This is a genomic window from Nostoc sp. (assembly GCF_036917655.1).
In the GTDB taxonomy this organism is placed as follows: Bacteria; Cyanobacteriota; Cyanobacteriia; order Cyanobacteriales; family Nostocaceae; genus Nostoc.
Genome location: NZ_JBALCY010000059.1, coordinates 100,995 through 127,663 on the forward strand (window position 1 = coordinate 100,995; position 26,669 = coordinate 127,663).

At 41.5% G+C, this 26,669-nt stretch carries 23 protein-coding genes and 1 tRNA gene; 6 read left to right on the forward strand and 18 right to left on the reverse strand.

Going from position 1 to position 26,669, the window contains the following annotated elements:
* Positions 1-14 precede the first annotated feature (14 nt).
* Complete coding sequence (locus tag V7K30_RS20355) at positions 15-521, forward strand: hypothetical protein (protein WP_335002316.1); 507 nt, start codon at positions 15-17, stop codon at positions 519-521.
* 128 nt (positions 522-649) lie between these two features.
* Here V7K30_RS20355 and V7K30_RS20360 read toward each other — a convergent pair whose 3' ends face one another.
* Positions 650-784: a hypothetical protein gene (locus V7K30_RS20360; protein WP_335002317.1), complete on the reverse strand. Its 135-nt coding sequence runs from the start codon at positions 782-784 to the stop codon at positions 650-652.
* Between the two features lie 601 nt (positions 785-1,385).
* Here V7K30_RS20360 and V7K30_RS20365 point away from each other — a divergent pair.
* Positions 1,386-1,670: a DUF427 domain-containing protein gene (locus V7K30_RS20365; RefSeq protein WP_334688046.1), complete on the forward strand. Its 285-nt coding sequence runs from the start codon at positions 1,386-1,388 to the stop codon at positions 1,668-1,670.
* Positions 1,671-1,810: 140 nt separating this feature from the next.
* Here V7K30_RS20365 and V7K30_RS20370 read toward each other — a convergent pair whose 3' ends face one another.
* The 8 genes from V7K30_RS20370 to V7K30_RS20405 all read right to left on the reverse strand — a co-directional run bounded on the left by V7K30_RS20370 (position 1,811) and on the right by V7K30_RS20405 (position 15,909).
* Complete coding sequence (locus tag V7K30_RS20370) at positions 1,811-2,968, reverse strand: PEP-CTERM sorting domain-containing protein (RefSeq protein ID WP_335002318.1); 1,158 nt, start codon at positions 2,966-2,968, stop codon at positions 1,811-1,813.
* A gap of 699 nt (positions 2,969-3,667) precedes the next feature.
* A complete protein-coding gene (locus tag V7K30_RS20375; RefSeq protein WP_335002319.1) occupies positions 3,668-6,766 on the reverse strand; it encodes a HEAT repeat domain-containing protein in 3,099 nt (1,032 codons plus the stop codon).
* Positions 6,767-6,871: 105 nt separating this feature from the next.
* On the reverse strand, positions 6,872-7,312 hold the full coding sequence (locus tag V7K30_RS20380) for a hypothetical protein (RefSeq protein ID WP_335002321.1): 441 nt from the start codon (positions 7,310-7,312) through the stop codon (positions 6,872-6,874).
* 429 nt (positions 7,313-7,741) lie between these two features.
* Complete coding sequence (locus V7K30_RS20385) at positions 7,742-10,834, reverse strand: hybrid sensor histidine kinase/response regulator (protein WP_335002323.1); 3,093 nt, start codon at positions 10,832-10,834, stop codon at positions 7,742-7,744.
* Between the two features lie 174 nt (positions 10,835-11,008).
* Positions 11,009-13,837, reverse strand: a complete 2,829-nt coding sequence (locus V7K30_RS20390) for a methyl-accepting chemotaxis protein (protein WP_335002325.1) — start codon at positions 13,835-13,837, stop codon at positions 11,009-11,011.
* A 62-nt stretch (positions 13,838-13,899) separates the two neighbouring features.
* Complete coding sequence (locus tag V7K30_RS20395) at positions 13,900-14,397, reverse strand: chemotaxis protein CheW (protein ID WP_335002326.1); 498 nt, start codon at positions 14,395-14,397, stop codon at positions 13,900-13,902.
* Between the two features lie 4 nt (positions 14,398-14,401).
* Positions 14,402-14,779: a response regulator transcription factor gene (locus tag V7K30_RS20400; protein ID WP_012411883.1), complete on the reverse strand. Its 378-nt coding sequence runs from the start codon at positions 14,777-14,779 to the stop codon at positions 14,402-14,404.
* A gap of 62 nt (positions 14,780-14,841) precedes the next feature.
* Positions 14,842-15,909: a response regulator gene (locus V7K30_RS20405; RefSeq protein ID WP_335002328.1), complete on the reverse strand. Its 1,068-nt coding sequence runs from the start codon at positions 15,907-15,909 to the stop codon at positions 14,842-14,844.
* A 544-nt stretch (positions 15,910-16,453) separates the two neighbouring features.
* Here V7K30_RS20405 and V7K30_RS20410 point away from each other — a divergent pair.
* Both V7K30_RS20410 and V7K30_RS20415 read left to right on the forward strand, forming a co-directional pair.
* Positions 16,454-16,648 carry a hypothetical protein gene (locus V7K30_RS20410; RefSeq protein ID WP_335002330.1) on the forward strand — a complete coding sequence of 65 codons (195 nt, stop codon included), beginning with the start codon at positions 16,454-16,456 and terminating at the stop codon, positions 16,646-16,648.
* Between the two features lie 422 nt (positions 16,649-17,070).
* Entirely contained in the window at positions 17,071-17,754 is a 684-nt protein-coding gene (locus tag V7K30_RS20415; RefSeq protein ID WP_335002332.1) for an HAD family hydrolase, read from the forward strand.
* 80 nt (positions 17,755-17,834) lie between these two features.
* Here V7K30_RS20415 and V7K30_RS20420 read toward each other — a convergent pair whose 3' ends face one another.
* The 4 genes from V7K30_RS20420 to V7K30_RS20435 form a co-directional block, all read right to left on the reverse strand.
* Positions 17,835-18,131, reverse strand: coding sequence for a hypothetical protein (locus V7K30_RS20420; protein ID WP_335002333.1), 297 nt, complete (start codon positions 18,129-18,131; stop codon positions 17,835-17,837).
* Between the two features lie 316 nt (positions 18,132-18,447).
* Positions 18,448-20,298, reverse strand: coding sequence for a caspase family protein (locus V7K30_RS20425; RefSeq protein WP_335002335.1), 1,851 nt, complete (start codon positions 20,296-20,298; stop codon positions 18,448-18,450).
* 13 nt (positions 20,299-20,311) lie between these two features.
* On the reverse strand, positions 20,312-20,728 hold the full coding sequence (locus V7K30_RS20430) for a Pepco domain-containing protein (protein WP_335002337.1): 417 nt from the start codon (positions 20,726-20,728) through the stop codon (positions 20,312-20,314).
* A gap of 28 nt (positions 20,729-20,756) precedes the next feature.
* Complete coding sequence (locus tag V7K30_RS20435; RefSeq protein ID WP_298910263.1) at positions 20,757-20,969, reverse strand: DNA-binding domain-containing protein; 213 nt, start codon at positions 20,967-20,969, stop codon at positions 20,757-20,759.
* 119 nt (positions 20,970-21,088) lie between these two features.
* Between V7K30_RS20435 and V7K30_RS20440 the strand changes: the two genes are divergently transcribed.
* Positions 21,089-22,939 (forward strand): SUMF1/EgtB/PvdO family nonheme iron enzyme, encoded by a 1,851-nt coding sequence (locus V7K30_RS20440; RefSeq protein ID WP_335002340.1) that lies wholly within the window; start codon positions 21,089-21,091, stop codon positions 22,937-22,939.
* A gap of 199 nt (positions 22,940-23,138) precedes the next feature.
* On the opposite strand, the gene V7K30_RS20445 is transcribed toward V7K30_RS20440, so the two are convergent.
* From V7K30_RS20445 to V7K30_RS20465, 5 genes are all read right to left on the reverse strand, one after another.
* Positions 23,139-23,324 carry a hypothetical protein gene (locus V7K30_RS20445; RefSeq protein ID WP_335002342.1) on the reverse strand — a complete coding sequence of 62 codons (186 nt, stop codon included), beginning with the start codon at positions 23,322-23,324 and terminating at the stop codon, positions 23,139-23,141.
* A tRNA-Leu gene (locus tag V7K30_RS20450) sits at positions 23,298-23,379 on the reverse strand. The genes V7K30_RS20445 and V7K30_RS20450 overlap by 27 nt, the downstream gene beginning before the upstream one ends.
* Positions 23,380-23,483: 104 nt before the next feature.
* A complete protein-coding gene (gene alr / locus V7K30_RS20455) occupies positions 23,484-24,671 on the reverse strand; it encodes an alanine racemase (RefSeq protein WP_335002344.1) in 1,188 nt (395 codons plus the stop codon).
* A 254-nt stretch (positions 24,672-24,925) separates the two neighbouring features.
* Complete coding sequence (locus tag V7K30_RS20460) at positions 24,926-25,135, reverse strand: pentapeptide repeat-containing protein (protein ID WP_335002346.1); 210 nt, start codon at positions 25,133-25,135, stop codon at positions 24,926-24,928.
* A 28-nt stretch (positions 25,136-25,163) separates the two neighbouring features.
* Positions 25,164-25,409, reverse strand: a complete 246-nt coding sequence (locus V7K30_RS20465; protein WP_335002348.1) for a hypothetical protein — start codon at positions 25,407-25,409, stop codon at positions 25,164-25,166.
* A 145-nt stretch (positions 25,410-25,554) separates the two neighbouring features.
* Between V7K30_RS20465 and V7K30_RS20470 the strand changes: the two genes are divergently transcribed.
* Complete coding sequence (locus V7K30_RS20470) at positions 25,555-26,052, forward strand: HNH endonuclease (protein WP_181928621.1); 498 nt, start codon at positions 25,555-25,557, stop codon at positions 26,050-26,052.
* The last annotated feature ends 617 nt before the right edge of the window (positions 26,053-26,669 follow it).

Here is a 26,669-nt window from a genome sequence, read left to right on the forward strand (position 1 = left end):
CCTTTTTTTACCTTATGGCAGACAAAAAGAACGACTTTTTCAGTATTTCTCCCAGCTTCTTTTCTCAGCTGTTATTTGGGGCATTTTTAACATTTATATTAATAATGACCGGCTCTGCACCAGCCCTGAGCATCTTCTTAGGTATCATGGGGGGTTTCATCTTAAGCTGGATCACAAATCTAACTAATAATAGCGCCCAGCCTCCAACTGTAGCCTCCTCTGATGGCGTCGATACAGGACTGAAATACTGGTTATTTTTCATGCTTGGCTTTGTATATTTAGGGTATCCAGCACCCATGAGTATCTTGCTAGGTGGAATAGGCGCTTTAGCTGGAGGCTGGATTACTGCTTGGTGGGGAAGTAAGGAACCAACTAGAACCCAGTTACAAGTTGAAGAATCAGAAGAGATTGAAGTTGAACCAACGAACGAGAGGATCAACAAACGGCAAACAAGAAGAACCGCCCGCCGTTACCGTCGCGCTCCTGGAAGTAGTTTCAATTTCAGGTTTTGGGAAAAGTAGTAATTTGGGCATTGGGCATTGGGCATTGGGCATTGGGAATTGGGCATTGGGAATTAGTCAATAGTTCTTTTTCCCCTGCTCCCCCTGCTTCTTTCCTAGTCCCCAGTCCTCAGCCCATGCCCCATGCCTCATGCCCCATGCCCCAATAAGTTTATTGATGCGCCACTGTTGTTATTATTGGCTGGATGAAGGCTGGTGATTTTAGGCAGAGAATTAATCCAAGCAATAATATGTGCAGAATTTATCAAGTTTGTAAGTTTCATAGAGTTATCCTCAACTAGAACAAAGTACAATCAGTCAGTGTTCTCTAGTAATAGAGTCCACTGTTTTATAAATCTCAAGATTCTAAACTCAGTTGATTTGATAGCTTGATTTGTTAATTACCCAAATGGCTGAGTCAAATTGACCCAAATATCAAAAATTCGGAATTCGGAGAAGGTTTAGTAACTAAAAACTCAGAAAAAGCAAAGTTACACTATATCAAATCTCTTGTTCGCAAGCATTTCTAGAAGGTGCGTTAGCGTAGCTCGCCGCAGGCATCGCTCACATATATGTAATTATGGTCTTCTCTTCTAGATATTTTTTGCTTTAGGCTATAAACTGAAATCCAACTGTGTTTTGGCTAATTAAGTTTGCATACCAATATGCTAGAAAACCTTTATGATAAAAGTAAATAATTTTAATTTTTAATTTGATAAACAAAAGTGATGCCAGTATTAATTGGCATTGCAAAGTTTTCTATAAACCTTACTCACTATTCATTTGAGCTTGGATAGACTCTCGTGTAAGGTAGCCGTTGAGGAGGATAAAATAAGCTGATCGTGTCAAAATGTTAAGTGTATAGTTTATTTGCAAACATCACTTATGCCGAAAGCAATTTGGAATGGCGCAGTTTTAGCCGAGAGCGATAATACCGTAGTTGTGGAAAACAACCATTATTTCCCTGCTGACACTATTAACAAGCAGTACTTCACAGACAGTAACACCCACAGTACTTGTCCTTGGAAAGGTGTCGCCAGCTACTACAGTATCGACGTTGATGGGCAAATCAACAAAGATGCTGCTTGGTACTATCCCAGCGCCAAGGAGAAAGCTAAGAATATCGAGGGCTATGTCGCTTTTTGGAAGGGCGTAAAAGTTGAGGCTTAATAAAGGTTCCTGAAAGTATTTTAGTTTCAGGGAATTGATATTATGTCCGGCTAATTGCCTATAAAATAATTAGCCCGCGCAGAGAGAAGTCTGAGCGGGCTTCGTATTTAAACTATTTGCAAATTTATTCTAAGACGTAATTATACCTTCGCCTTGCGAAATGCTGCTTGCTTTCTCTTTGCCAGCCAAGCCAGACTACCAGCAAGTATACTACCAGCGATCGCACTTGGTTCGGGTACTGTTGTCAGTGAAATAACCTCACTGGCTGTAACAATTATGTTACCTCCTGCTCCGGAATTATTGCTACCAGTAGCGATCGCGCTTGGTTCGTTGGGTACTGCGATTATGAAACCATTAGGGGCGTTGATAGTTATGTTACCTCCTGCTCCGGAATTATTGCTACCACCAGCGATCGCACTTGGTTCGGGTACTGGTTTCGATATAAAAGCACCGGGTCTCAATATAATAGAACTGGTTGTAATAGTTATGTCGCCTGCTGCTTGTGAATTATTGCCACCACTGCTATGCCCAGAATTGCCCGTTACCTGACTACCCGGATTTATCAAGGAAATGTTATCGGTGGCTGTAACAATTATGTTACCTCCTGCTTCTGAATTATTGCCATCACTGCTAATTTGCCCAGAATTGCCGTTGACGGTGTTGTGAGTCGCTAGCTGACTACTACCAACAATTTCAAGGCTATTGGCTGTAATAGTTATGTCGCCGCCGATTAGGTTACTATGATCATCGAGATACACTCGATTAGCATTAATCGCAATATTATCCTTGCTGCTGATAGTGCTGTTGATAAGTCTTAGATTACCAGTAGCATTATCTATCTTCACATTGTCACTTGTAACAGTGCTATTAGTGAACGTTAGGTTACTAAAATTGTAAGCATTGAAATCACCAGCGATCGCTAGCCCAGAAAGTGTAACATTCGCGGCGCTAATGTTAAATACGGGGAATTGATTATTGCCAGTGATGGTAAGTAAGTTAGCACCTGGGCCATTAATAGTTAGATTCTTAGCGTAGGCGTAGCCTGCCGCAGGCATCGCAAGTGCCCCACTCGTCAAGGCAATTGTACTAGGATGACTTCCCAATAAGAACTCTACCACATCATTGCTAGTTGCCATGTTGATAGTATCTCGCAATGAGCCAACGCCACCGTCATTGAGATTGTTAACTGTCAAGGTAGCAGCTTGCGCTGATTCCACTTGCATTATCATCACCCAGCCTAGAGCAACGGCTGTGGAAATAGCTTGAGCGACAGCCTTTTTTCTATTGTTTTTTGTCACTTAAAACTCCTCGGATTAATTTGTCAAAAAATAAAAAACATTACTTGTACAGTTGATAAATACATAATATTCAAATTTAATTTCCAAAGCGGGTTTTGATAACTATTCAATAGAGCCTGAATAAATACCGTATCCAGAAATAAGCGCTCATCACTCATGGATTGTCAAGTCAAGAAAACCTACTTGTTAGTAAGAATTGCACAAGCATTAGGTACAAAGACTCAAGCTATTGTGACTAACGTTCAAGCATTTATAACAAATGCATAAGCGATTGCTGTCTCATTTGCAGCAATTGCTACAAATGAGTACCCATTTATAATAAATGCTTAATTTGTTTGATTAAATTTTAAGCATTAGTTATGAATGAGAGAGCATTTGCTACAAATGAGTACGCGATCGCAGCAAATGAGTATCCATTTATAATAAATGCTTAAGCTGTTGTTGCTAACAGACAAACATTGGTAACGTCCGCGTCTGTCTTGGTAATGAGTGACAAGCTGTTTTTATCAGGGGAACTTCATTTGTAACGTCGGTGCTGCAAAAGTACTTAAATCTAACGTGAGTTCGATGAACCTCTCCCTCCCAGCCTCCCTCTCCGAAACGGAGAGGGAGGAGCAACGAAAAATTAAGCTTTTTGCTCCCCTCTGTGCGTCGGAGAGGGGCTGGGGGAGAGGTCAAATAAGACTTGTCGAACTCACGTTAAATTATTCTTGTGAAGAGGATTTTCTTTAAGCTTTGCAGCGCACGAGTAGCAATATTATGCTGATGCCAAGCTTGATAGAAATCGGGGTAAGGCATATTCTGAGCGCAATTCCATAAGACATTATAGGATTCTTGATTCAGTTGCCAATAACTATTAAAAGCTTTAACTGCTTCAAAGCGCTGCTTATTATCTTGTATGATTTGCCCTAAGCTTTCTGCGGCTTGCCAACGAATGTTGTAATCCTGATGAATCGATTGCAGTAGTTGCACTAAAGCAATAATTGTTTTTTCATTGCCTGTGCCAATTTTCTTTAAGCTAGATGCTGCTTGCCAACGGATTTCGGGATCTAGATTAGTTGCTTGCAGCAGTTGTAATAAAGCATCAATCGCTTTTTCATGGCCAGGAGCGATTTTTTCTAAGCTAGATGCGACTAGCACACAGGTCAAGTTTAACGTATCTTGTGATTGCAGCAGTTGCACTAAAGCAGCGATTGCAAATTCATTGCCTGTGCCAATTTTCTTTAAGCTCTCTGCTGCCTGCACACGGGTCAAGTCTAACGTATCCTGTGATTGCAGCAGTTGCACTAAAGCAGCGATCGCAAATTCATTGTCTATACCGATTTTTTCTAAGCTCTCTGCTGCCTGCCCACGGATCGAGTCAGACACATTTTGTGATTGCAGCAGTTGCACTAAGACAATGATTAAAATTTCATAATCAGGGTTTATTTGCCATAAGTTTTCTATCGCTGCTTGCACATCAGTGAAGTCAGACACATCATGTGATTCCAGCAGTTGTACCAAGCTAGTAGTCGCAATTTCATTGCCAGGGTTGATTTTCTTTAAGCTTTCTGCCGCTTGCCATCGCGTAAAGTTAGATACATCTTGTGATTGCAGCAGTTGAACTAAAGGAGTGATAACTTTCTCATTCCCTATACTGATCTTCTCTAAGTTAGATACAGCCAGCCATCCCATAAAACTAGAGACATTTTGTGATTGTAATAGTTGCACTAAGGTAGCAATTGCAATGTCATTGCCTGTGCCGATTTCCCCTAACTTGGATACAATCTGCCAATGGATATCCTCATCTACATTTTTTGATTGGAGGAGTTCCACCAAGGCAGTGATTACAATCTCATTGTCTGTGCCAATTTGCTCTAACTCGGATACAATCTGCCGATGGGTATTCTTATCTATATCTTTTGATTGAAGGAGTTTCACTAAGGTAGCAATTGCAACCTTATTACCAGGGTCAATTTTCCCTAAACTTTTTGCAACCTGCCTGCGAGTCTTGTCATCCACATGTGTTGAATGCAAGAGTTCCACCAAGACGGTGATCGCCAATTCATTGCCTGGGTCGATTCTCCCTAAGCTTTCTGCTGCCTCTCTACGGGTTGTGTCATCTACAGTTTTTGATTGCAGGAGTTTTACCAATGCTGCGATCGCAAATTCATTGCCTGTGCCGATTTGTCCTAAGTTAGATACTACCTCGTTACGGCTGGAGTCAGACAGATTTTTTGATTGCAGCAGTTGCACTAAGGCAGCGATCGCTTTTGTCCGGTCTGTATGTTGCAATGCTGACCTAGCTTCCTCTTTAAGTACATTGGGGAATTCTATCCACTTCTGTTTTTTGGTATTGAAATAACCAACACTCAACATTATAATTAGGACTACTATTATATCTGCTTTAGAATAATCCCTAAATTCGGCAATACCTGCGGCTGCTAAATAATAAGCTCGACAAGAATATATCTTACATTTATTACATCCATCTTTAAAATTCATCAAAGTTGTAATAAACAATTCTTTCTGATTCTGGGCTAAATCCTGTCTCCCTAACCAAAATAATATTGTTTGCTTCCATTGCGGTTCAAAGATGTGATAAGTTCCTTGACTGGGATTTTTGGGAACATGCTTGAGAAAAAAATCCCAGTGATCAATTGCTTTAGCCGCAAAGTACTCTTGAAATGAGGCATGAAAGAAAGCGTAAACAGGTTTTCTATTTGTATCTATTCCTATACAGTTCAGCCAACCGCGATTTAGTGCCAATTTCAACAGCGAATTTTCATCATCAGCATCTCCCAAGAAGCGGCTCACGAAATCTTGACGCAAGCGAAAACGGGTTGCTTCTTTATCTATAGCTTCTTTAGCTAATTTCCCTAGTTTGACATTGAGTTGCTGACGCTGGTCAGATGTTGTAGTGAATTTCTCTTTTTTCCACTTGTAGAAGTCATCAACAAATTGCTGATAGAGTCCCGCTTGGGTATCGGGTAATTTGCCATCTCCTGATTGCCAATTCAAGCACAGCAGCGTCAACCGCAGAGGATTTTTCACTAAATCCTGAATCCGTTCTTTACCTGATTCTTTCAACGCAGTGCATAACTGCTCCCCCTTTTCTGGATTACTAGCAAGCCATTTGTGAATAAATCTCTCTACCTGTTGTGGGTAAGAAAAATCTAAACTGCGATAAGTATCAAAATCATCAAGTGCATTAATGCTGCCATCCCAAAGATTAACCCGACAGGTCAGCACAATTCGCGCTTGAGAAATTAACCCTACTTCACGGAATTGTCGGGCAATTTCTGTTAGAGGATTAGATGCGGACATTTCATCTAACCCATCTAGCAGCAACCACACATTATTTTGATTAAACAGAGCAACAAAATCATCCTTTAGTTGCTTAGTGGCTTCACCTTTACCTATTTTCTCAGCAATCTGAGTCAACCAAGTCTCAAACAAATAAGATTTTAGTTCCTTATCTCGCAAATCTGCTAAAGATACCCAAATCACAATCGACTGGTGAATCTCACGAGATACCCAATCAGCAATCTGCTGTAACAGTGTTGTCTTTCCTGCTCCTGGTTCGCCAATAATTGCAATTCGCTTACCTTGACTTTTAGGCGTGTTCTTCTGTTTGAGAACTTGTTCAAGAAAAGCATCATGCTCAAATGTTTTGGTGATTTCTGTCTCCTTGTACAGTTCTGAACTCTGTTCTGGAGAAATATCATCATGACGCTTGGATGGTTTTTTGCGCTCAACTAATCCCAGTGGTACGTAAACATCATCAACTTGCAGGGTGACTCCCTCATTTGATGTCAAAGGATTTGTAGTCAGCGATCGCCGTTCTACCAGTATTTCACGGCAGACTTCACGCCAATCATTGAGAGTTAACTTTGTCCCATCCTCCCCTGGGGACGGCTGTAGTCAAAACGTCAAGTTATTAGTTTGATTATTTATCTGTCCTTGATTTAGAACCCCAATTTTTTCTGCTAGCTGCGTCAGATTTTGAATGGTTGGCTGTTGAGACTTGAGGGTATTTTCTATTTCTTGAATTTTTTGAGTGAGTTTTGGTTCTGCTTTTGCTGCTGTTTCCACTTCTACAACAGCTTGAGCAATTTCTGGGTCTGCGTCTGCTGCTGCTTTCAGTTCCAGCACAGCTTGACCATAATCTAAACGCTGCGGTTCATTTCCCTCAACAGCACTGGTGAGTAATGGCGATTTATTCTTCTGGCGGAGTAATCCGATTAACTTACCACCTAACTTGTATGTAGCATCACCAATATTTTCGCCGATTTTCTCCTGCGCTTTAGTCCAAAGTGTAGTTGCGATCGCAGTAGCAACAGCCGTTAGTGTTACAGTTACCATAAATTCACTACAAATTGAGTTGATGTAGAAATTATTTCAATTGACACAAATAGTATCACGAAAAAGCTAGGCGATTATTAGTGATATCAATCAATACAGTTCAGATAATACCAAAACAATTGTAGAGACGGCGATTTATCGCGTCTCAAAAACCCAAATTTTTGCCAGTAGCCTTTAACCCAAGCGTATTGTGATATAAATCCGCGCAGGCGGGTTTTGTCTGTGTAGCCGCGACTTATAGTCGCCAGGATACTAATACCAATTCAATTAATGATTGCAACACGTCCTTGGGTAAAGTAAAGACGCGATGAATCGCGTCTCTACAAATGGTCTGTTTGTCGCATTCTTTTTTTTAATTGTTATAAAATGGTGCGTTAGCCTTTGGCATAATGCACCCTACGAAAATATATGAAACCTAATTCTGAATTATCAATTAGACGCCCCCTTTCCTGCTACGGTACAAATTATTTCCTCCAGCGTTTGGAGTAATTCTTGCTCGTTGTAAGGTTTAGAAAAGTAAGCCCGCGCCCCCAATTGCATAGCTAGTTGCCGATGTTTATTGCTGCTACGAGAAGTCAGCATCGCAACTGGGATATTTTTTGTATCAACGTCTGAATTTACCTTACCTAAAAAGCCATAACCATCAAGGCGAGGCATTTCAATATCGCAAATTACTGCCTCAACTCTCAATCCACTATGGAGTTTTTCTAAAGCATCTTGACCGTCTTTAGCTTGTTCTACTTGATACCCTCCTTTTTCAAGAGTCAGGGCTAAAAAGCGGCGAACATTAATCGAGTCATCTACAATCAAAATTGTGCCTTTCTGCTTAACAGATGCTGCTGATATTTTGTCTTCATCAAATATGAGAAACGGTGTCTTTAACCTTGCTGATGGTAATTGAGTCCCTCTAGGAGTCCGCCGATTCGTAGCAATCCAATACAGCAACTCATTGACATTAACTAGTGGTACTACTCGACCATCACCGAGAATTGTGCAGTTGTTGAAGCCTTCAGGTAAAGGTATGTTTCCCTCGACTTGGCGGATAGCAACTTCCTGTTCACCCCAACAACGGTCTATTTGGATTGCTACTGGCTGATTATTACCTTTGACTACTAACACGCTGTTAGCATTAATTGCTGCCGGAGTTTCCAACTCTGAGCTATCGTAACGCAGGCAATTAAACTCTAAATAACGAGTCAGGCGAATCAGTGGCAGCATGGTTCCTTGCCAATTTAAGACTTCGCTACCTGCCATTTGGAAAACTCGCTCGTCTTGGAGTAAGGATATTTCTGAAATGACATCTGTGGGAAATGCCAATAGCATTTTGTTGATTTCTACTAGCAGAACTCGCGCTACGGAAAGTGTAAATGGTACTGATAAGGTGAAGGTAGTACCAACTCCTGGTTCCGTATCAACTTTCACATCTCCTCGAATCAATTTGAGGTTGTTGCGAACCACATCCATTCCGATACCGCGGCCAGATAATGCTGTAACTTGCTCGGAGGTGGTAAAACCTGGTTCAAAAATTAGTGATAATAGTTCTTCATCAGTAGCATTAGCGAGTAGAGAAGCATCCAATCCCATAGCTAGGGCGCGGGTGCGAATTTTCTCCAGAGAAATGCCCCAACCATCATCACGGATAGTAATGAGGGTGCGATTACTGCGGTGAGTAGCTGTAATTTCAATCAATCCTTGTTCTGGTTTACCCAGAAGGCGACGGGTGCCAGAGTCTTCGATACCATGATCGAAAGCATTCCTTAACAGATGCATTAAAGGTTCATTTAATGCTTCTAAAATGCTGCGTTCAATTAAAGTGTTGCCACCTTCAATTTTTAAGTGGACATTTTTCTTATATTCCACATTCAAATCGCGCAAGGCTCTAGGAAAACGTTCGACTAAATCGGACAGCGGCCGCATTCTGATGTGATTTAGTTTGGTCTGTAACTGCTTGGATGTTTTGTTTAGTTTCCGAGCAATTTGGTCTGTATCATCTACACTGAGTTGCACATCAGTTGTGACTTCCTGTACCTGAACAATGGTTTCCATAACTTCCTGCGATCGCAGGTTTAATTCGTTATAGCGATCCATTTCTAAGGCATCAAATTCTCTGTCTGTGCCTTGTGTTTGGTGGCCATTTTCAGCTTGTAATCGCACCCCCGCCGAGGTAGCAGCTTGAGTAGAAATTTTGTCGTAGGCTGTACGTAAATCCTGGTTTTCTCGGTCGAGAACTTGTACTCGCTGCTTCAGGTTCCGAACGAGTTTGCGTAATTTTTCTAGTTGCGAGTTTAACCCATTTCGCTGAATAATCAGTTCGCCAAATAAATCATTAATTTGCTCTAGTTGTTTGCTAGGAACTCGGACGCTATTTTCATGAATTTCCCGCTCTTTGCCAACGCCATTTGGCTCTGCTTTACCTTCGGCAAATTTGGCGTCTGGAGGATTATTTTCTCTAGCAAATATTGTATTTTGCTCGGTGACATTGACACCATTAACATCATCGGCAAATTCTGCATCCACAAATGTAAAATTAGCAGCGATACCTGCGGCGGTCACTGAGCTTTGCCGTTCGCGCAGCGTCTCGTAGAGAAGTGGGGGCTGCGCCAACGCTTCATCTTTAGTCCAAGTTTCTGGAGTTATTTCTGCTTGCCAAACAGATGTTGACACTACTTCTGTGTCAAGGGTATCTGTAGGGAGAAGCTGTGGTATTACTTCTGCTTGTAATAGTGGCTGGGATTGCGTATAAATATTTAAGTCAAGTTCTGTAGGCAAGTTATCTAGTTGATTTGTCAGCACCAAAGCTTGCGATCGCCGCCATGCTTGCAATGCTAACTGGGCAATTTCTGGAATGCGATCGCTGCTAACAGTTTCCAATTGCTGGGTTACTGACTCACAAAGCTTGGTAAAAGCTGGCAACTGGAGCATTTCCCCCAAACCGCCCAATTCAGCTGCCATGATCACAACTTCTTCATGCAATCCGGGCTGTTCGCTATCTGCCAATATAGATTCTAGACGCTGCAAACACTCTTCTACTTCTGTTGCAAATAGCAAGGGGATAACGTCTTGTCCATCTTCTGGGGATAGCATGGTTGAGGCATCCTCAGGGGTGGGGTCGCCCAAACGATCGTGCAACTCATCAAAAATTGGGTAACAAAAGGTTGCTAACCACTGATCTTCGACAACATTTCCTTCTGCAAGCAATTCTACAATCTGACGCAGCCAGTCAACTCCAGATAGCAATAAACTTTGCAACTGAGTATCAATTTCTAGAGAATTTTTTTTAGTTTTTAAAACTTTAAAGGAATCTTCCAGACGGTGAGCTAAATCACTTAGCGATCTAAATCCCATCATCCCCGCGCCACCTTTGATAGAATGAGTGGCCCGGAGTGCAGCATTGATTTTATCCAAATCAATGCGGTTAGTAGTATCAATTTCCAGTAATACCCCTTCCAGGGTATTTAAGTAATCAGTTGCTTCTTCCAGAAACTGCATCTGGATTTCCAGTTCTTTGTCGTCTTGTAACATGGTTTTTATCCTTAGTCATTGGTCATTGGTCATTAGTCATTAGTCATTGGTCATTAGTCATTAGTCGTTAGTAAAAGGACAAAGGACAAATGACAACGGACAAATAACAAAAGTCATTGGTCATTGGTCACTAGCAAATAGCAAAGGACAAAGGACAAAGGACAAATGACAAACTTAACTAACTTTGAAAGCCTCAACAGTCTCTTGCAACTGCTGAGAAATCTCCACAGTTTGTTGCAGAGATTCGGAAACTTGGCGAGAAGAATCGCTGGTGCGTTGTGATACAGCAGCGATATCTTTCATCAATTGGCTGACACTTTGCGATGTTTCTACTTGAGATGTAGTTGCAGTGGAAATCGACTGCACTAAGGAGTCAATTTGAAGCGATACATCCAAAATTTCACTCAGACTTTCTTTAGCCTCCTCCACAATTCGAGTCCCTTCCACCACTTGGGTAGTGCCTATTTCCATCGCCTGCACCACTTCACTGGTTTCTCGTTGAATGTTCTCAACAATTTGTTCAATTTCTTGGGTTGCTGCGGCACTCCTGACTGCTAATTCGCCGACTTCTTCAGCAACTACGGCAAAACCTTGACCTTCTTCACCTGCACGCGCTGCTTCAATGCCGGCGTTAATGGCTAGTAAGTTGGTTTGAATAGCAATTTGGTTAATCAAGGAAACCACGCGGGAAATTTGTTGAGAAGATTCTCCCAAACGTTTCACTTTCTTAGCAGTTTCACCAACGGTTTCCCGCAAGGACAGGATATTTTTTACTGTTAAATCCATCGCGTGTCCACTCTTGGTGGCGGTGTGAGCAGCATGGTTGGCAATGAAGGCAGCTTTTTCGGCACTTTCGGCTACGGATTGCATGGATTGGGTCATTTGGTCAACAGCATCAAGAGTGCGGTTGATTTCAGCAGTTTGTATGAGTGCTTCCTCTGCTAAGTCGCGGATGGCTCCTTCGTTAGAGCCAATAGCTGTATTCACATGGGTAGCAGCGTGTTTAACTTGGGTAACAATATCCCGGAGGCTTTCCACAATGGAGTTGAAAAAGTCGGCAACAGTGCCTATTTCGCCAGCAGTCACATCTGCCCGCACTGTCAAGTCGCCCCTGGCTGCACCTTCTACATCGTTGAGCAGTTCTAAAAGTTGCTGTTGCAGTGTTTCTTTTTGTTGCCGTTCTTCGTCTGAACCGGTTACGGCAACATTTCTAGATTGTTCTATCTCTTCTAATAACTTGGCTTGTTCTAAGGCATAACCGACTTGAGTTGCTATCTGTTGAAACAAGTCAATTTCCGGCTGTTGCCAAACACGAGGAGTTTCGCAATTATGAGCAATTAATAAGCCTAAAAGTTGCTCTTGGGCAAGAATCGGTACGAGCAAATTACCTTTGACAGCAAATTTTTCTAACAGTTGCATGTAAGCGTCGGCATTTTTCAGGCTTTGGTCTTGATGAATATTGGCAACTGCTTGCACCTCTCCATCGTGATCAGTTTCTAGATAATGTTCCCGAAAATAAGGATCGTCGATTTTCACTCCCAGCATTTCCGGCCAATTACCAGTTACCGATTCGGCAACGACGACACCATCCAAAGTGTCTGGATTCAGACTATAAATGATTACCCGGTCTGTTTTTATAGCTCGGTGAACTTCTTTCACTGCTGCGTGATAAATATCTTCAGTTTTGAGAATTCTCCGAATCCGTAGGGTAATATCTGCCAGTAATTTTGCCCCTTCAACGTCCAGTTCTTGTTCTTTAACTAAGACCTGCAATTGTTCAGCCATCTGGTTGATATTTGCACTCAATAACCCTAATTCGTCTTCTCTTTCGATTTCCACACGGGTATTGAATTTACCTTGACCTAGCTTTGCTAATGCCGCAGTCGCATTCAGAATTGGCTGTGTAGTCAGTTTAGCTAACCGAGATGCGATCGCAGCCACAATAAATGCCGTCAGTGCTGTACCGATGGCTATAGTCCACAATAATTGTCTTTGCGGCTCAAATACAATTGCTGTGTCTGTGGATAAAAGTACTTGCCAGTTTAAATCTGGTAAGCTATCTAACTTACTAGCTGGTACGTAGCTGACTAGTTCTTGTTTTCTGTTAGTTTTAGGAACTTCTATAAAACTATCTACCTTTTTGGCTGCAAGCAATTTAGGTAAACTGGGATACTCTGCCTTTGCATTTTTCCCCAATAATTCCTTTTGTGGACTCAATAAAACTGTTCCTGAAGCATCAAGCAAATGGTATTGTTGTCCATTGGCTACATAGTTTTTGATGACTTCCTCTAAAGATTTTACGGGCATACGCGCTCTTACCACGCCAATGGTTTGGCCCGTCCTTGGCTCTTTAAGGGGTGCAGCTATATAAATACTCACTACACCTGTATTTTTTGCCACTTCAGGTTTGCTGATCACAGGAGTATCTTTTTGCAAAACGTCTTGAAAGTAGGTACGGTCTTTTTGGTTGTCCAGGGGTTCACCTGTGGATTGAACAATCAAGTTACCTTGGCGATCAAAAACAGCAACGCTGTCATAAGCTTTGTAAGCTTCGACAACTCCATCTAAGACTGCTTGTTTTTCTTGGGTAGTAATACTGACACTAGCTTGGGGACTTATCAAAAAAGGCAAACTTGATATTACCTGAATATCTCCGTAGCGTCCCAACATGAAACGGTTAACTTTATCACTTAAGCCAATGGCTTCGGCTTGTTGAGATTGAGTAATTTGCTTAGTAATCGATTTGTTGGCAAAGCTAAAAGCGATCGCGCCGATGCTCAATACTGGTATTGTACCGATTGCGATCGCTAAAATAGTCGCTTTCTTAACCAATCCCAGCCTTGAAAAATAGCCAATAGCCTGATTCAAAGAAGAATTATTAGCAGGTTCAGTAGTCGGCTTACTTGGTAGCTTTACTACAGTCCCAATCGCTTTTTGGGATGAAATCAGTGATGCTCGATTCTGAGCGCCACTACCTTGATTTGTGTTGGTTTTATTAAACATAAAAGTAGTTCTCCTAAGTATGTGAATAAGAACACTAAAAATCTTTTTTTTAGTAGTACACCCTAATCACTGTGGAGAATAGAAGACTGCACAATCGCCTGTGCATCTAATACCAGTAATATTTCTTTCTGTTGCACAACGCAGCCACATAAATAAGGAACTAAACTGGATGCTACTTGTCCTATAGGGGAATGAATAGCATCAGCTACGAACTTGGTTGTACCTTTTATTTCTTGCACAACTAAGCCCAATACCAATGATTCCACTCGGATAATGATCGCATTGTACTGTCGCAGTCGAGAATCTAGAGATTCTAAATTGAGCATTCTTGGCAAATCAACTACCCAAATTATCCGACTCCGCCAATTCATTAATCCTAATATACAGGAGGGCATATTGGGCATCGAGGTAATAGATTCAACAGGCACAATAATTGCTTCTTGCGTATGCCTCATTGATAAAACAGCAGTAGTTTGTTGATTTAACTGAAACTTAAGATAACCATCTGCTAAGTTATTTGGGGTTGGTTTTGAAGAAAGAGTAATGTTTGTACTAGTCATTGATTCAAATTACCACTGATTTAATAGTACGTAGAAGATGTTCGCGGGTGTAAGGTTTAGTTATATAGGCATCTGCACCTTGTCTCATCGCCCACAAACGGTCAATTTCTTGATTTTTGGAACTACAAATTACAATCGGCACTTTTGCAGTAATCGGATTTCTTCTCAGAGAACGACACAATTCAAATCCACTCATTTCTGGCATTACTACATCAGTAACGATTGCATCTGGTTTTTCTAACACAGCTTTTTCTAAACCCTCTTTTGCACCACTTGCTTTAATTACGTTATAACCACTCTCTTTGAGATAATGGCTCATTAATTCCAATTCGCTGGGAGAATCTTCTACAATTAGAATTGTGCCAAGCAAAGTCAGGCTCACTATTAAATCTCCTAAAAAAATAAATTAAACATATTTTGTTATTTTTATTTGCCTTGTTTAAATCAACCAAGATGCTTAAAAACCATTTTTAGCAATTCTGATTGTGTAAAGGGCTTGGTCAAATATCCTGATGATCTGACTATCTTAGCCTTTGCCCTGTCGATAAATCCTGTTCTACCAGTCACCATAATGATCGGTGTATGTTTAAAAGCTGAATGTTTCCGTAATAAAGAACATAGCTCGTAGCCATCTAAACTTGGCATCTCAACATCTAGCAAAATCAGATCGGGCTTACTCCGCAGAATTTGCATTAAAGCTTTTACCGGATCGTTGATCATCACAACCGAAAATGTGTTTTCATCCAAAAAGTGTTTGATAGAATTCAAAACTGTTTGGCTATCATCAATGCAGGCAATTGTATATAGTTTTTTACCAAGAGGGGGCTGAGTAGTTTTATTATTCTCAGGAATATCAAAATTGATTGGTTTCGGCAATTTTTGCCCAAGTTTTATTTGCAGTTGTGGCTGAACTTGAGACGGTTGTATTTTAGACAAAACTTGGGAACCCCCACCAGCCGGAATTGATGACTGGATATTTTGCCGATTTCGTAACTGCTTTTGACAGTGTTCAACAAGTAACCGCAAATCTAGGCGACAGAACTTTGGTAGTTCATCCAAAGAGCTTTCCGGGCTGAATTCATAGCTACCTTCTTTTAAACACAGAAATGATTCCAGCACTTCTTTTGCCAATTCGTCTATCAGGCTTGCTGCTTGCACAGAGGTAATATAGTCCTGATTTACTAACCAACAAATAGCTTGGTAATCCGGATTTAGTATTGATTGATGTTCATTTTTCGTCTCAAACATCAGCCGCATCTGCACACGAGTGGCACTGTTGAGAGCAGGAATATGCTGACTCAAGCGTCGCAAATGACTGTCAAGGCGCTCAAATAGTTTATCTGAATAGGAGGCATAAGTAAGTTTACCGTCCTCTAGATAGATTGACCAAGAAACTATCCCGGTAAATACGCTTAAGCAACCTGTAGCACGCCGACTGGTTAATTGTGCCAACAGAGATAGCGGATGTAGTTTCTGGAACAACCTGTAGCTACCTATAGGAGTTGTGCTCATTTTGCTTTTACTTCAGCTAAATTCGATACGTGTAAGCTAAATTTGTGCAGAGTTATTCCACAATTAAAATCAAGTAAAAGGCATCAAACTTTTGTAGTTTAAAGTACATCAGTTTACATCTGGCTTTGTGGTGAAACTCAACGACAGTAGCGTTATTTTCAGATGAGCAAATCTTAGTAAATTCGTAAATTATTATTAATTTACTTACTGTTACTGAGATTTATAAACATCTTTCGAGAATAAGACATAAAAATGCCAAGAGTAGATGAAGCCACTTTCCATTGAGTAACCCCAATCTGACCACAGGAATAATACTGATTTTATTGACGGTAATATATTTGAACTTCTGTATTTACACTTAAGTAAAATCTAGTCTTTAACTAGCTAAGGACTAGATGAAGCCACTTTGCATCGAGTAACTTCAAATTGACCACAGTAATAATACTGATTTTTTTTGCAAAAATAAAGCACAATTCAGAAGGGCTAATGACTATACCAGAAAAAGGCGTGAAATTAACCGGCGTCTCCAGGTGAATTTTTCTGGTTGTCCAAAAAATTTGTGCGATCGCCAGTTTATTCTTACTGTAGATGTTGTGTGAGTGCGACGCTGATAGCGTACCCCTACGGCATGGCAACTCTTAGAGACGCTACTCGCGTTCGCTTAGAGCGAGTATTCGTACCCCTGCTCAAAAGCCAGCTACGCGCAGCGTCTCGTAGAGAGCGTCATAGCCCGTCGTAGACATCGCCACATCTCTAGATTAGGCATTAGATGTATAATTGCTGAATTGTTCGTATATTTATTTACTGGTTAAAACTATTAAATGCCTATCCTTACACTAGAGGAAATTAGTCAGTTTCGCAGCCAGTTGGCGGATAGTCGGCTTTAGCAGCTTTGGATGCTATAGAAGAGTGTGAAGGCTATTTAGACGATGCCATTCCACTGCTGTTTATGCGGGAAACTAAACAGGAAGCTGATAGATAGTTAAATGATTGGTTGGAAAAATGCTGCAAATTCATCTGTCAACAGTAAGTCAAAAAAGCTTTGGAATCTGGATTGATTGCTCCAATTGTAGAACCATTGGCAGCTAGTGGAGGCATTCCTCACAATGACAAACTAATGACAAAAGTTTCGTTTAACAGTCAAAAAAATTGAGTAACATTATGCGTTATTCTGTATTGGCCACTGACTACGACGGTACACTAGCAACTGACAATCATGTAAATGAAAATACTTTGGCAGCACTTTCACGTCTGCGGAGTTCTGGTTACAAACTTATCTTGGTGACAGGTAGACAGCTAGATGAATTGCTGCAAGTTTTTATACAAATAGATTTATTTGATTATGTAGTAGCAGAAAACGGCGCTTTGCTGTACTCACCGGCTAACCGTCAAGAGAAACTATTAGGTTCGCAACCACCAGCAGAATTTATTAACGCATTGCGCGATCGCCAAGTCAAGCCCCTGTCAGTTGGTCGTGTAATTGTCGCTACTTGGCATCCGCATGAAACCACAGTTTTAGAAACTATCCGCCAGATGGGATTAGAATTACAAGTCATAATGAACAAAGCTGCGGTGATGGTGCTACCGTCAGGAATTAATAAAGCCACAGGGTTAGCTGCTGTCTTGGCTGAGATGCAGTTATCACCTGAAAATGTCGTCGGGATTGGCGATGCAGAGAATGACCATGATTTCCTCAATTTTTGTGGTTATTCAGTAGCAGTTGCCAATGCTTTACCGACGCTCAAAGAGCGCGTGAATTTTGTGACTAATGGTAGTCGGGGAGATGGTGTTATAGAACTAATTGAAAAACTTATCACCTCAGATTTAGCTGAATTTGGGCATTAATTTGAGCAGGTTTATGCAAATAAAAAAAGGAGAGTATTGCTACTCTCCTAACGTAATATGAGTGGGCGAAAATTTTCAGCTTAGTGATGAAACCTCGCTTGACGTTCGCGCAATTCACGAGCGTGTCGTTCACGAGCTTGACGTTCACGCAATTCACGAGCGCGTTGTTCACGAGCTTGACGCTCACGTAATTCACGAGCGCGTTGTTCACGGACTTGACGTTCATGTTGGAATTTACTGTTATTAAAAGCTACAGTATTATGATTCAAATGATCATGCTCAGATTTAAATTCAGCAGCATTAGCATTTTGAGAAAGAGCAGCAATTGAAGCAGCTGCTAATAAGCCTCCAAGAAGAATAGATTTAAAGCGGTTCATATATCCTTTAATGTGCCTTGCATTACTTGATTTGTACATTCTCAATGTAATCGGAGTAATCAGGTACACGCCTGTATACAAAGTCATATTGAAATAGTTACTTTTGTCACTAATACTAGGATTTATATTTGATTTTTGAAAAGTTATAACGGTCGAAACCTGACCTGACATGGGTTATACCCTAGTATGCCTAGCAAGACTCAAGTCGGATTCCTATATTAGAGCACATTTGGCTGTCCGGCTATGTTCCGCTTGGGGTCAGCTAGTAGGTCAAAGAGCTACTCATAACATATATTTTTTACATTCATCACACATTCTAAAAAAAATGTCCTATTCCCCATCCTATTCCTAAACCTAAAAAGGATATTCCTATCATTATGGGAAACATAAATATACCAACAAGCTTTTTTACTCCTGCGGCAGTGACTCCTACACTAACACTCGCAAAAGCAATTAGAAGAATCTCCCCAATCAAAATAACAGGCAAAACAAAATATGAGGCGAAAACTTTAGTCCCTAGTAAAGCTCCTTCTATGATCCAGACCAAACCTAAAATTAATGATATGACAGATCCGATCCCCCATAGCAAACCCATTACCTTCTCTAAAAAACAAAAATCTTTTTTATCCTTGAAAAAATCTTCGTCTTGTATTATTGAGATATAACTAAGACTGTAAACCCCAAACCCAACCATAGTTAGAAGCAAATACCAGAACCAAGAAGGAGATGTAATCCATTCCATATATAAACCTCCTATCATGTGCAGTAAACTTGGTATTGACCAAAAAATGGTAGTATTATCTTCATAAGATTGTGCTACCTTTGAAGAAATTTCTTGATTCGGAGAATTTTCTGATAGTAATGGACTAGGAATTTCCTCAGAAGATATAACATTTAAGTCATTTTCAAATAAATTATTTTGAGAATATAGCTTTTCTTGTATTTGATTTAATTCTATTACGTTGCCTAAAATTGGTTGCTCAATCTGCAATACTTCTTCTGAGTTAAGTTGCAGAGATTGCTGTAACTGTTTCAACTGACGATTCGTTAATTCATTAAGAGGATATTCTTGTGTAATTGCTTCTGAGAAAGCTTGCTGATAACGAACTAAATTCTGCCGATGTTCTTCTTGCCTTTGAGCCAACAGCAATTCTTGGGCTGATTCATTTAGTGTAGATGAACCAGATACGGGTTCAGAACTTACTGACCTGCCTCCATTTGAGGAAGTCACAGGCTCAGGAGTTGAGATTGTAAGTCGCTGACGTATGGCAAGCCTTTCAATAGCTTCAATTGCATCCCAATCACCACGGGATACAGCTAAAACTCTCACCCATAATTGTTTTGCTAATGATAAATCATCTCTATTTTCAGCTTGAGAAGCTTGATATTTTAATGGCTCTACATCTCTAAGTGTGGCAGTTTGCTCTAATAAAATAAAATACATTTTGTAAGGCGGTTCTGCCTGAAGATAAGGATTTTGTGTAGGCTTTCCGTAGCGAGTATTCAGATGAGGAACTTGATAATCTAAATATTGTGCTAAACGCTCTACTGTGGCACAATTAGCCTCTCCCTGTAGTCGCAATCCTTCTAATAGGCAATGGGTAAATGATCCATGTTGTAATTCCTCAATTTCCCAAGATTTTTGGTTAGCTGTGCAGGAATAAAATGTGATAACTCCCTGATATCTTTGTTCACCAATTCCCAATCCCGCCCGACTACTTTCTTCTCGGCAAGCATCCAAAAACAACACTACATTATCAGCACCACTGCGGCGCAGTCTTTGAGTTATAAAATCAACAGAAATAGCAGTATGTTCTACATCCCCTGGATCACTGTCTGAGAACATTAAATAATCTTTATCTTTATATCGATTGCCATGACCTGCAAAGAAAAACCATAAATTATCTTCTGGCTTTAATAAAGGAGATTGAATATTCTCAAACTGTGCCCGTAAGAATCGCCGCACATGACCGAAAGTAGGTTGAGTGGGAATTGGTGAATTTGCTGCAATCGCAGGAGAATCATCAGTGAAGAGGAAAACTTGATTAAACTTGGCTTCTTGTTGAAACCAAGTTGCGATCGCAGAAGCATCTCGCTTGGCAAAATTTAGCGACCGCAGATTCTCATAGTGATTAATCCCAACAACAATCGCCCAATTCCTACCCATATTCAACTACCAATTATTTCCGCTTGAATTTAAAAGTCATTGCTCCTTTTCCCCCAGCTTTACCACCACCAATCCCGAACAAACTGATTTGTCCTTCGCCATTGACTTCTACTGAAAGTTCCACCTCATTAAGCTGCATCTTAGAATCGGGTTGGTCAGCTTCATCAAGCATTTCCCGCATTGCTTCCAGAAACCCCTTCATTTCTTGCTTGAGTTTAGTTACCTCTACTTTGTGTCTAGTAATTACTATTTCGTCTTTTTTTCGGCTCACAACTATTTCTTCAGTGGTTTCAACTCCGAGTCGTCCTCCTGTATCTCCACTGCTTCTTGCTCCAATATTTCTGAATATTTCATTAGTGGTACTTGATGTTTCAGCCGTTTCTTCGGTAATAACCCAGATGGCTTTTGGTGTGGAATTTTCTGCTGACATAAATTTAATTATTGAAATTATTATTGATTTAACTGGCTTTTACCAAAGCTTCTAGCACCGCCGTTCTCGCTTCCAGTTCGGCAACTCTTTGGTTTAATGGTAAATTTTCAACACATCCTAAATAGTGCGCCAAAGCGCCAACTACTACCTCCGTTTTAGATGTGCCAGTCTGTTGAGCGTAGTTGTTAAGCTTTTCTAGAAGATACGGGGGAATTCTGACGACAATTTGAGGTTTGGTCATGGCAGGCAATTATTTTTTAGTTTTAGACTATAAACTGCATGACAGTGCATTACTATTATTCAGTAATAACACGTAAACTTGCAATAGGGAAGAACAGATTAGTCAACACCAACGCAGAAATGGCTAAAAATTGGGCGATCGCGATCGGCATTAACCAGTACAACAATCTTCAGCACTTAAACTACGCCAAACTAGATGCCGAAGCTATGCGCGATTGGTTTCAAAAGGAAGTGCGGTTTGACAGAGTGTTTCTGTTTACAGAGGATTCTCCCCCAATTCCCGCTTCTGGTACACCCATTCCTACTCAACCTACTTACGGTAACTTGCGGCGGTTTTTACGGGCAAACTTTGAAAAGCCACTATTGGCACCAGGGGATAATCTCTGGTTTTTTTTTGCTGGTCACGGTTGTCGGTCAGCTGATCGTGACTATCTCATGCTGATGGATAGCGATCCAGGTGATGTAGAACATACGGCAATCCCTGTTGATTTTGTTACCCAAAGATTGCGCCGCAGTGGTGCTGATAATGTAGTGTTATTTTTAGATGCCTGCCGCGATGAAGGAAGCAGGCGAGGAGAGGGTATTGGTGAAGAACATCAGGGAGTAGTCACCTTTTACTCTTGCAGTCCCAGTCAAAAGTCTTATGAAATTGAGCAGTTGCAACACGGCTCATTTACCCAGGCGTTGTTAGAAGGGTTGAGGATAGCAGGTGCAGGAAACTGCGCCACAGTAGAAAGATTGGACACATATTTACAATCAAGAGTTCCCACAATAAATCAAACGCACCGGAAAACTCCACAACATCCCTATGCGATCGCTGAACCAGCCACCAAATTACACTTAATTTTGTTGCCCGATTATGCCACGCTGACTGATATTGCCACGATGAAACTTGACGCTTATCAAGCGGAAGTCAAAGGAGAGTGGGAATTAGCCAGACAGTTATGGATTCGCGTGAATGTGGCTGCTAGGGGTTCCGATATGCAAGCAATTGAGGCATTTTCTAGAATTGCCCAGCGACTTGGAGAGTCTTCTACGCCCCTAAAAAGTCCTGAAACTATTACAATACCTTGGGGCGGGAGGTCAGGAGTTTCTGAGCCAGCACCTACAGCACATCAAGCTGAACTACAGGTTTTTCAGTTTGAGATGGTGAAGGTAAATGCAAGTGGTCAAGAGGTGAAACGAGATAGAAGTCAAGCCCAATATTTCACCGAAGACTTAGGAAATGGTGTCAGCTTGGAAATGGTGTATATTCCCGATGGCACATTCATGATGGGTTCACCATCCGGGGAAGGAAGTGATCGGGAAAAACCTCAGCATGAAGTGACGGTTCAATCATTCTTGATGGGTAAATACTCAGTTACTCAAGCACAATGGAAAAGAGTAGCAGCACTACCCAAAGTTAATCGTGACCTGCAAGCAGACCGATCTTATTTCAAGGGAGATAAACGACCAGTAGAGCGAGTTTCTTGGAAGGATGCAGCTGAATTTTGCGATCGCCTCTCCAAATATACAAACAAGCAATATCGTCTACCTAGTGAAGCTGAATGGGAATATGCCTGTCGTGCAGGAACAACGACACCATTTCACTTCGGCGAGACCATTACAAGTGAGTTAGCCAACTACAATGGAAATTCTACTTATGCTTCTGCACCAAAAGGAAAAAAACGTGGACAAACAATAGAGGTAGGAAGTTTTCCAGCCAACGCCTTTGGGTTATACGACATGCACGGGAATGTCTGGGAGTGGTGTCAAGATAGTTTGCATAACAGCTATAAAGGAGCGCCTAGAGATGCAAGTGCATGGATAGATAATCATAATCAATATCGTCTTCTGCGGGGCGGTTCCTGGATCGACTATCCTAAAGACTGCCGTTCCGCGTCCCGCGACAACGGCCTAAGGCCGTTGCGCGACCTCATCGACTACTATATTGGTTTTCGTGTTGTCTGCGCGGTTGGGAGGACTCTTTAGCCCTTTACACTTTAGTTCTTTTGCCCTTTGCTCTTATTTTTTTTACCCTTTTTGAGTGTAGCGAAGCGGAACGATCTAATTTTTTTTGAAAATCAAAGGCTGAATTTATAGATAAAATTAATCTTAAATTTATCTCAAATATTTACGGTGTGTTAGCGTTATGGCAACTACTATCGCCTGTCTGAAAGCAAACCAGTGCTCATAGTGCAGTGCTGCACCAAATGACGAAGCCCAGCCACAGCCTGAAATTTCCTCTAAAGAAAAAATGGCGATAGGAGCGATCGCAGAAAATACCACGATAGACAATTGTCTTCTGGTTTGATATCACCCAATAACTGAGCGATCGCAAAGTTAAAAATGCGGATAAAAGGACTTGAACCTTCACTCCTTTCGGAACTAGAACCTAAATCTAGCGCGTCTGCCAATTCCGCCATATCCGCATCAGTTTACTATCATACCATAATAAATTATTTATGGAAAGGGAAAATGTGGGACAAGGGAGAAATTAATTTCCCATGCCCTATGCCCCGTGCCCCATGCCCAATTACATAACCGCAACACGAGGCAGACGATGCTTAAACCCACAGAGAATTTCCCACGAAATAGTGTTTAGTTGTTCTGCCCAATCGTCTGCTGAAATTTGTTCTTTTCCCTGTTCCCCTAGTAAGGTCACTACTTCTCCTTCTTGGATATTGGGTATGGCACTCACATCCAGCATCAACTGGTCCATTGTAATTGTCCCAATTTGCGACACTCGCTGACCGCGAATTAACGCCTGCATTTTGTTGGAAAGACTGCGAGGAACACCGTCAGCATAACCAATTCCGACGACGGCGAGGCGAAGTTCACGCGGGGCAATAAATTGATGCCCGTAGCTGACAGCAGTTCCTGCGGCTATTGTTTTAACTTGGGTGACTCGTGCTTTAAGTTGCAAAACGGGCTTGAGGTCGATCGCATTTTGTAAATGGGTTGCTGGGTAGAGTCCGTAAACGGCTAAACCTACTCGCACAATGTCGTAGTGCAATGCCGGATTTGTGAGTGCAGCTGCTGAGTTTGCCAAGTGCAAGCAAGGCACTTCAATTCCCATTGCTTTAATTTGAGCGATCGCATCCTCAAATCGTTTATGCTGTTCTTCCATTGCCGTAGTATCAGGATCATCTGCTGTTGCCAAATGAGAATAAATACTGGCAATAGATAGATGTGGTAAGCGTTGCACTAATTGGACAAATTCACCAGCTTGCTGCCAATTAGTTCCCAACCTAGACATTCCCGTGTCTAATTTGATGTGTACGGGTACTGGAGAACCATAATTCATTGATTCTATTGTATCAGAAAACACTAGGGCTTGCTTAGGGCTACAGAGTGTGGGCTGAAGATTCCAATGTGCGATCGCATGAATCTGCTCTGGTGTATGAGTTGCCCCTAAAATCAAAATGGGCGCTTGAATCCCGCCTTCTCGCAATTGAATAGCTTCTGGAACTGTAGCGACTCCCAGCCAAGTAGCTCCCGATTGGATTACAGTTTGGGCGACTGTTACCGCTCCATGTCCATAGGCATCAGCTTTTACTACTGCCATCAACTGGGTATGCGGCGATAAAAACTGCACCAATTGCTGTACGTTATACGACAACGCCCCTAAATCAATTTCTACCCAGGCTCGTTGCGAAAACCACGCATAGGTGTCGCACTGCTGATTAGGAACTACACCAGGGATTTGTTTGCGACTTAACATTTGTACTGACTCCTATCCCACCACGGCTAAACTTTCAAGTTATCTATCTATACACGCTTCTAAAAGCGATATCAGATTAAATAGGAAGTTTAACCTTCATATTGGAATTGATACAAGATGTTGTGGAACTAAAGTTAAGAGTTATGAGTTAGGAGTGAGGAGTTTAGGACTTACGCAAAAACTCTCTGAAACGAATGGCACTAATATAAGCGCAAACCCTTAATATAATTGGCTTTTGGGTGTAAGGGTTTCATCTAAACGAGCGTACCATTCAGCCAACGACTATCTACCCAGATGGAAACATCGTTGATGATAGCACCATCAGGCATGATGGGATTACAGAAAAGGGTTCCGTCATCACCGCTGACCCCTTGAAATAAAGCACTACTGAGATTAGCTCCCATCAAGTCAGCGCGATCAAATCTGGTCAGGAGCATTCGAGTTTCTCTCAAATCGGCATTCATGAGATTGACAAGCTACGGTAAGTTTTTTTTACATCAGGTTAGAAGTTTTACCATACTCAGTACTGAGTGCTGAGTGCTGAGGAAGAAGAGTACTCAGTATTTTTGCCCTATGGTAAAAGCCCCGCCCCTTGTGGAGCCACTGCGGTCTTGGCTTGTAGCCAAGTAGAGCTTGTGGCGTGGCGGAATCTTTGTATTCCTGAGTTGGTTGATACCCCGCCCCTTGTGGGCGGTCTTTTAACTCAGCACTGGGAACTCGGAACTCAGCACTCTTCATTTGCAAACTCCTAACTCTTCACTGATAACTCTTTACTCATAACTTAATTTCCGACTTCTCCCGAAAGTATAATTTATTCTCATCTCCCTGGCAGGGTGTATTTGTGTTAATATCTATGTAAAGCTAATACCCTGAGCACAGATAAATGGGGAAGGTTTTAGTCTTAAACGCATCTTACGAACCTCTCAATATAACGAGTTGGCGTCGTGCTGCGGTTCTGTTAATCAAGGGCAAAGCAGAACGCGTGGAACACAATGGCAAATTCCTGTACTCGGATTTTCCGTTGCCGACCGTGATCCGGTTGCGTCATTATGTACGCGTTCCTTATAAAGAAATTCCTCTGACTCGCCGAAATATATTGCACCGTGACGGTCATGCCTGTCAATACTGTGGTTACACAGGGGACGAGTTGACCCTAGACCATGTAATACCGCGATCGCGCGGTGGGGGTGATACCTGGGAAAACATTGTGACAGCTTGTGTCCGTTGCAATGTCAAAAAAGGCAGTCGCACTCCCCACGAAGCTCATATGCCTTTGCGTCATCCCCCCCGCCAACCTTATAGCAGCCTCTATTTCGAGGTCAGCAAACATCTTAAGAGTGGATTGCACACAGAGTGGCAAAAGTATGTTATAGGTCTTTGAGCAAAATAGCACAGGGGCAGAGGAGAAAAAAGAGATGCCCTCTTGCTTTGGGACAGTTGCAATAACTTTAGTTATGGATTGTTGAAAAATTGGTGGCTATATGGCTTGCAACGAACGCGATCGCGTCTCGTAGACAGGCGCAATCGATCAACGCTCAAGCCTCTACACTTGTGTATGGGGTTTCCCTTTTGCTCCCCATCTTCCCTAAATTATCAGAATTTTCAAAGGGGATACGAAACACGCGTTGTTCATCAAAAATAATTGTTAATTGCTCAATAGTCACAATAATGAGAGTATTGAGCATAAGAATATTTCAAATATCAAAGACTAGCCCCAAAGTATAAGATAGGAAGTATACCCTAAGTCAGATAAAAATTTCGCTTATTCAATTTACGGAAGAGAAAAAAACCTCCTAAAACAGCTTTATGCTGTCAGATACAGCCCGATATCCTAAACTTCCTTGTTTCCAGCGCTTATCCACCCTCTAGTGGAATTTAGTTGATGTCAAGCGCTGCTACTGACAAAAAATATACTTAGATGTATAGTGCAATGTCTTGATATTTTTGCGAAGATCATAATAATGTGGCTAAATTCAGTGAATTGCTGATCGTAGTATT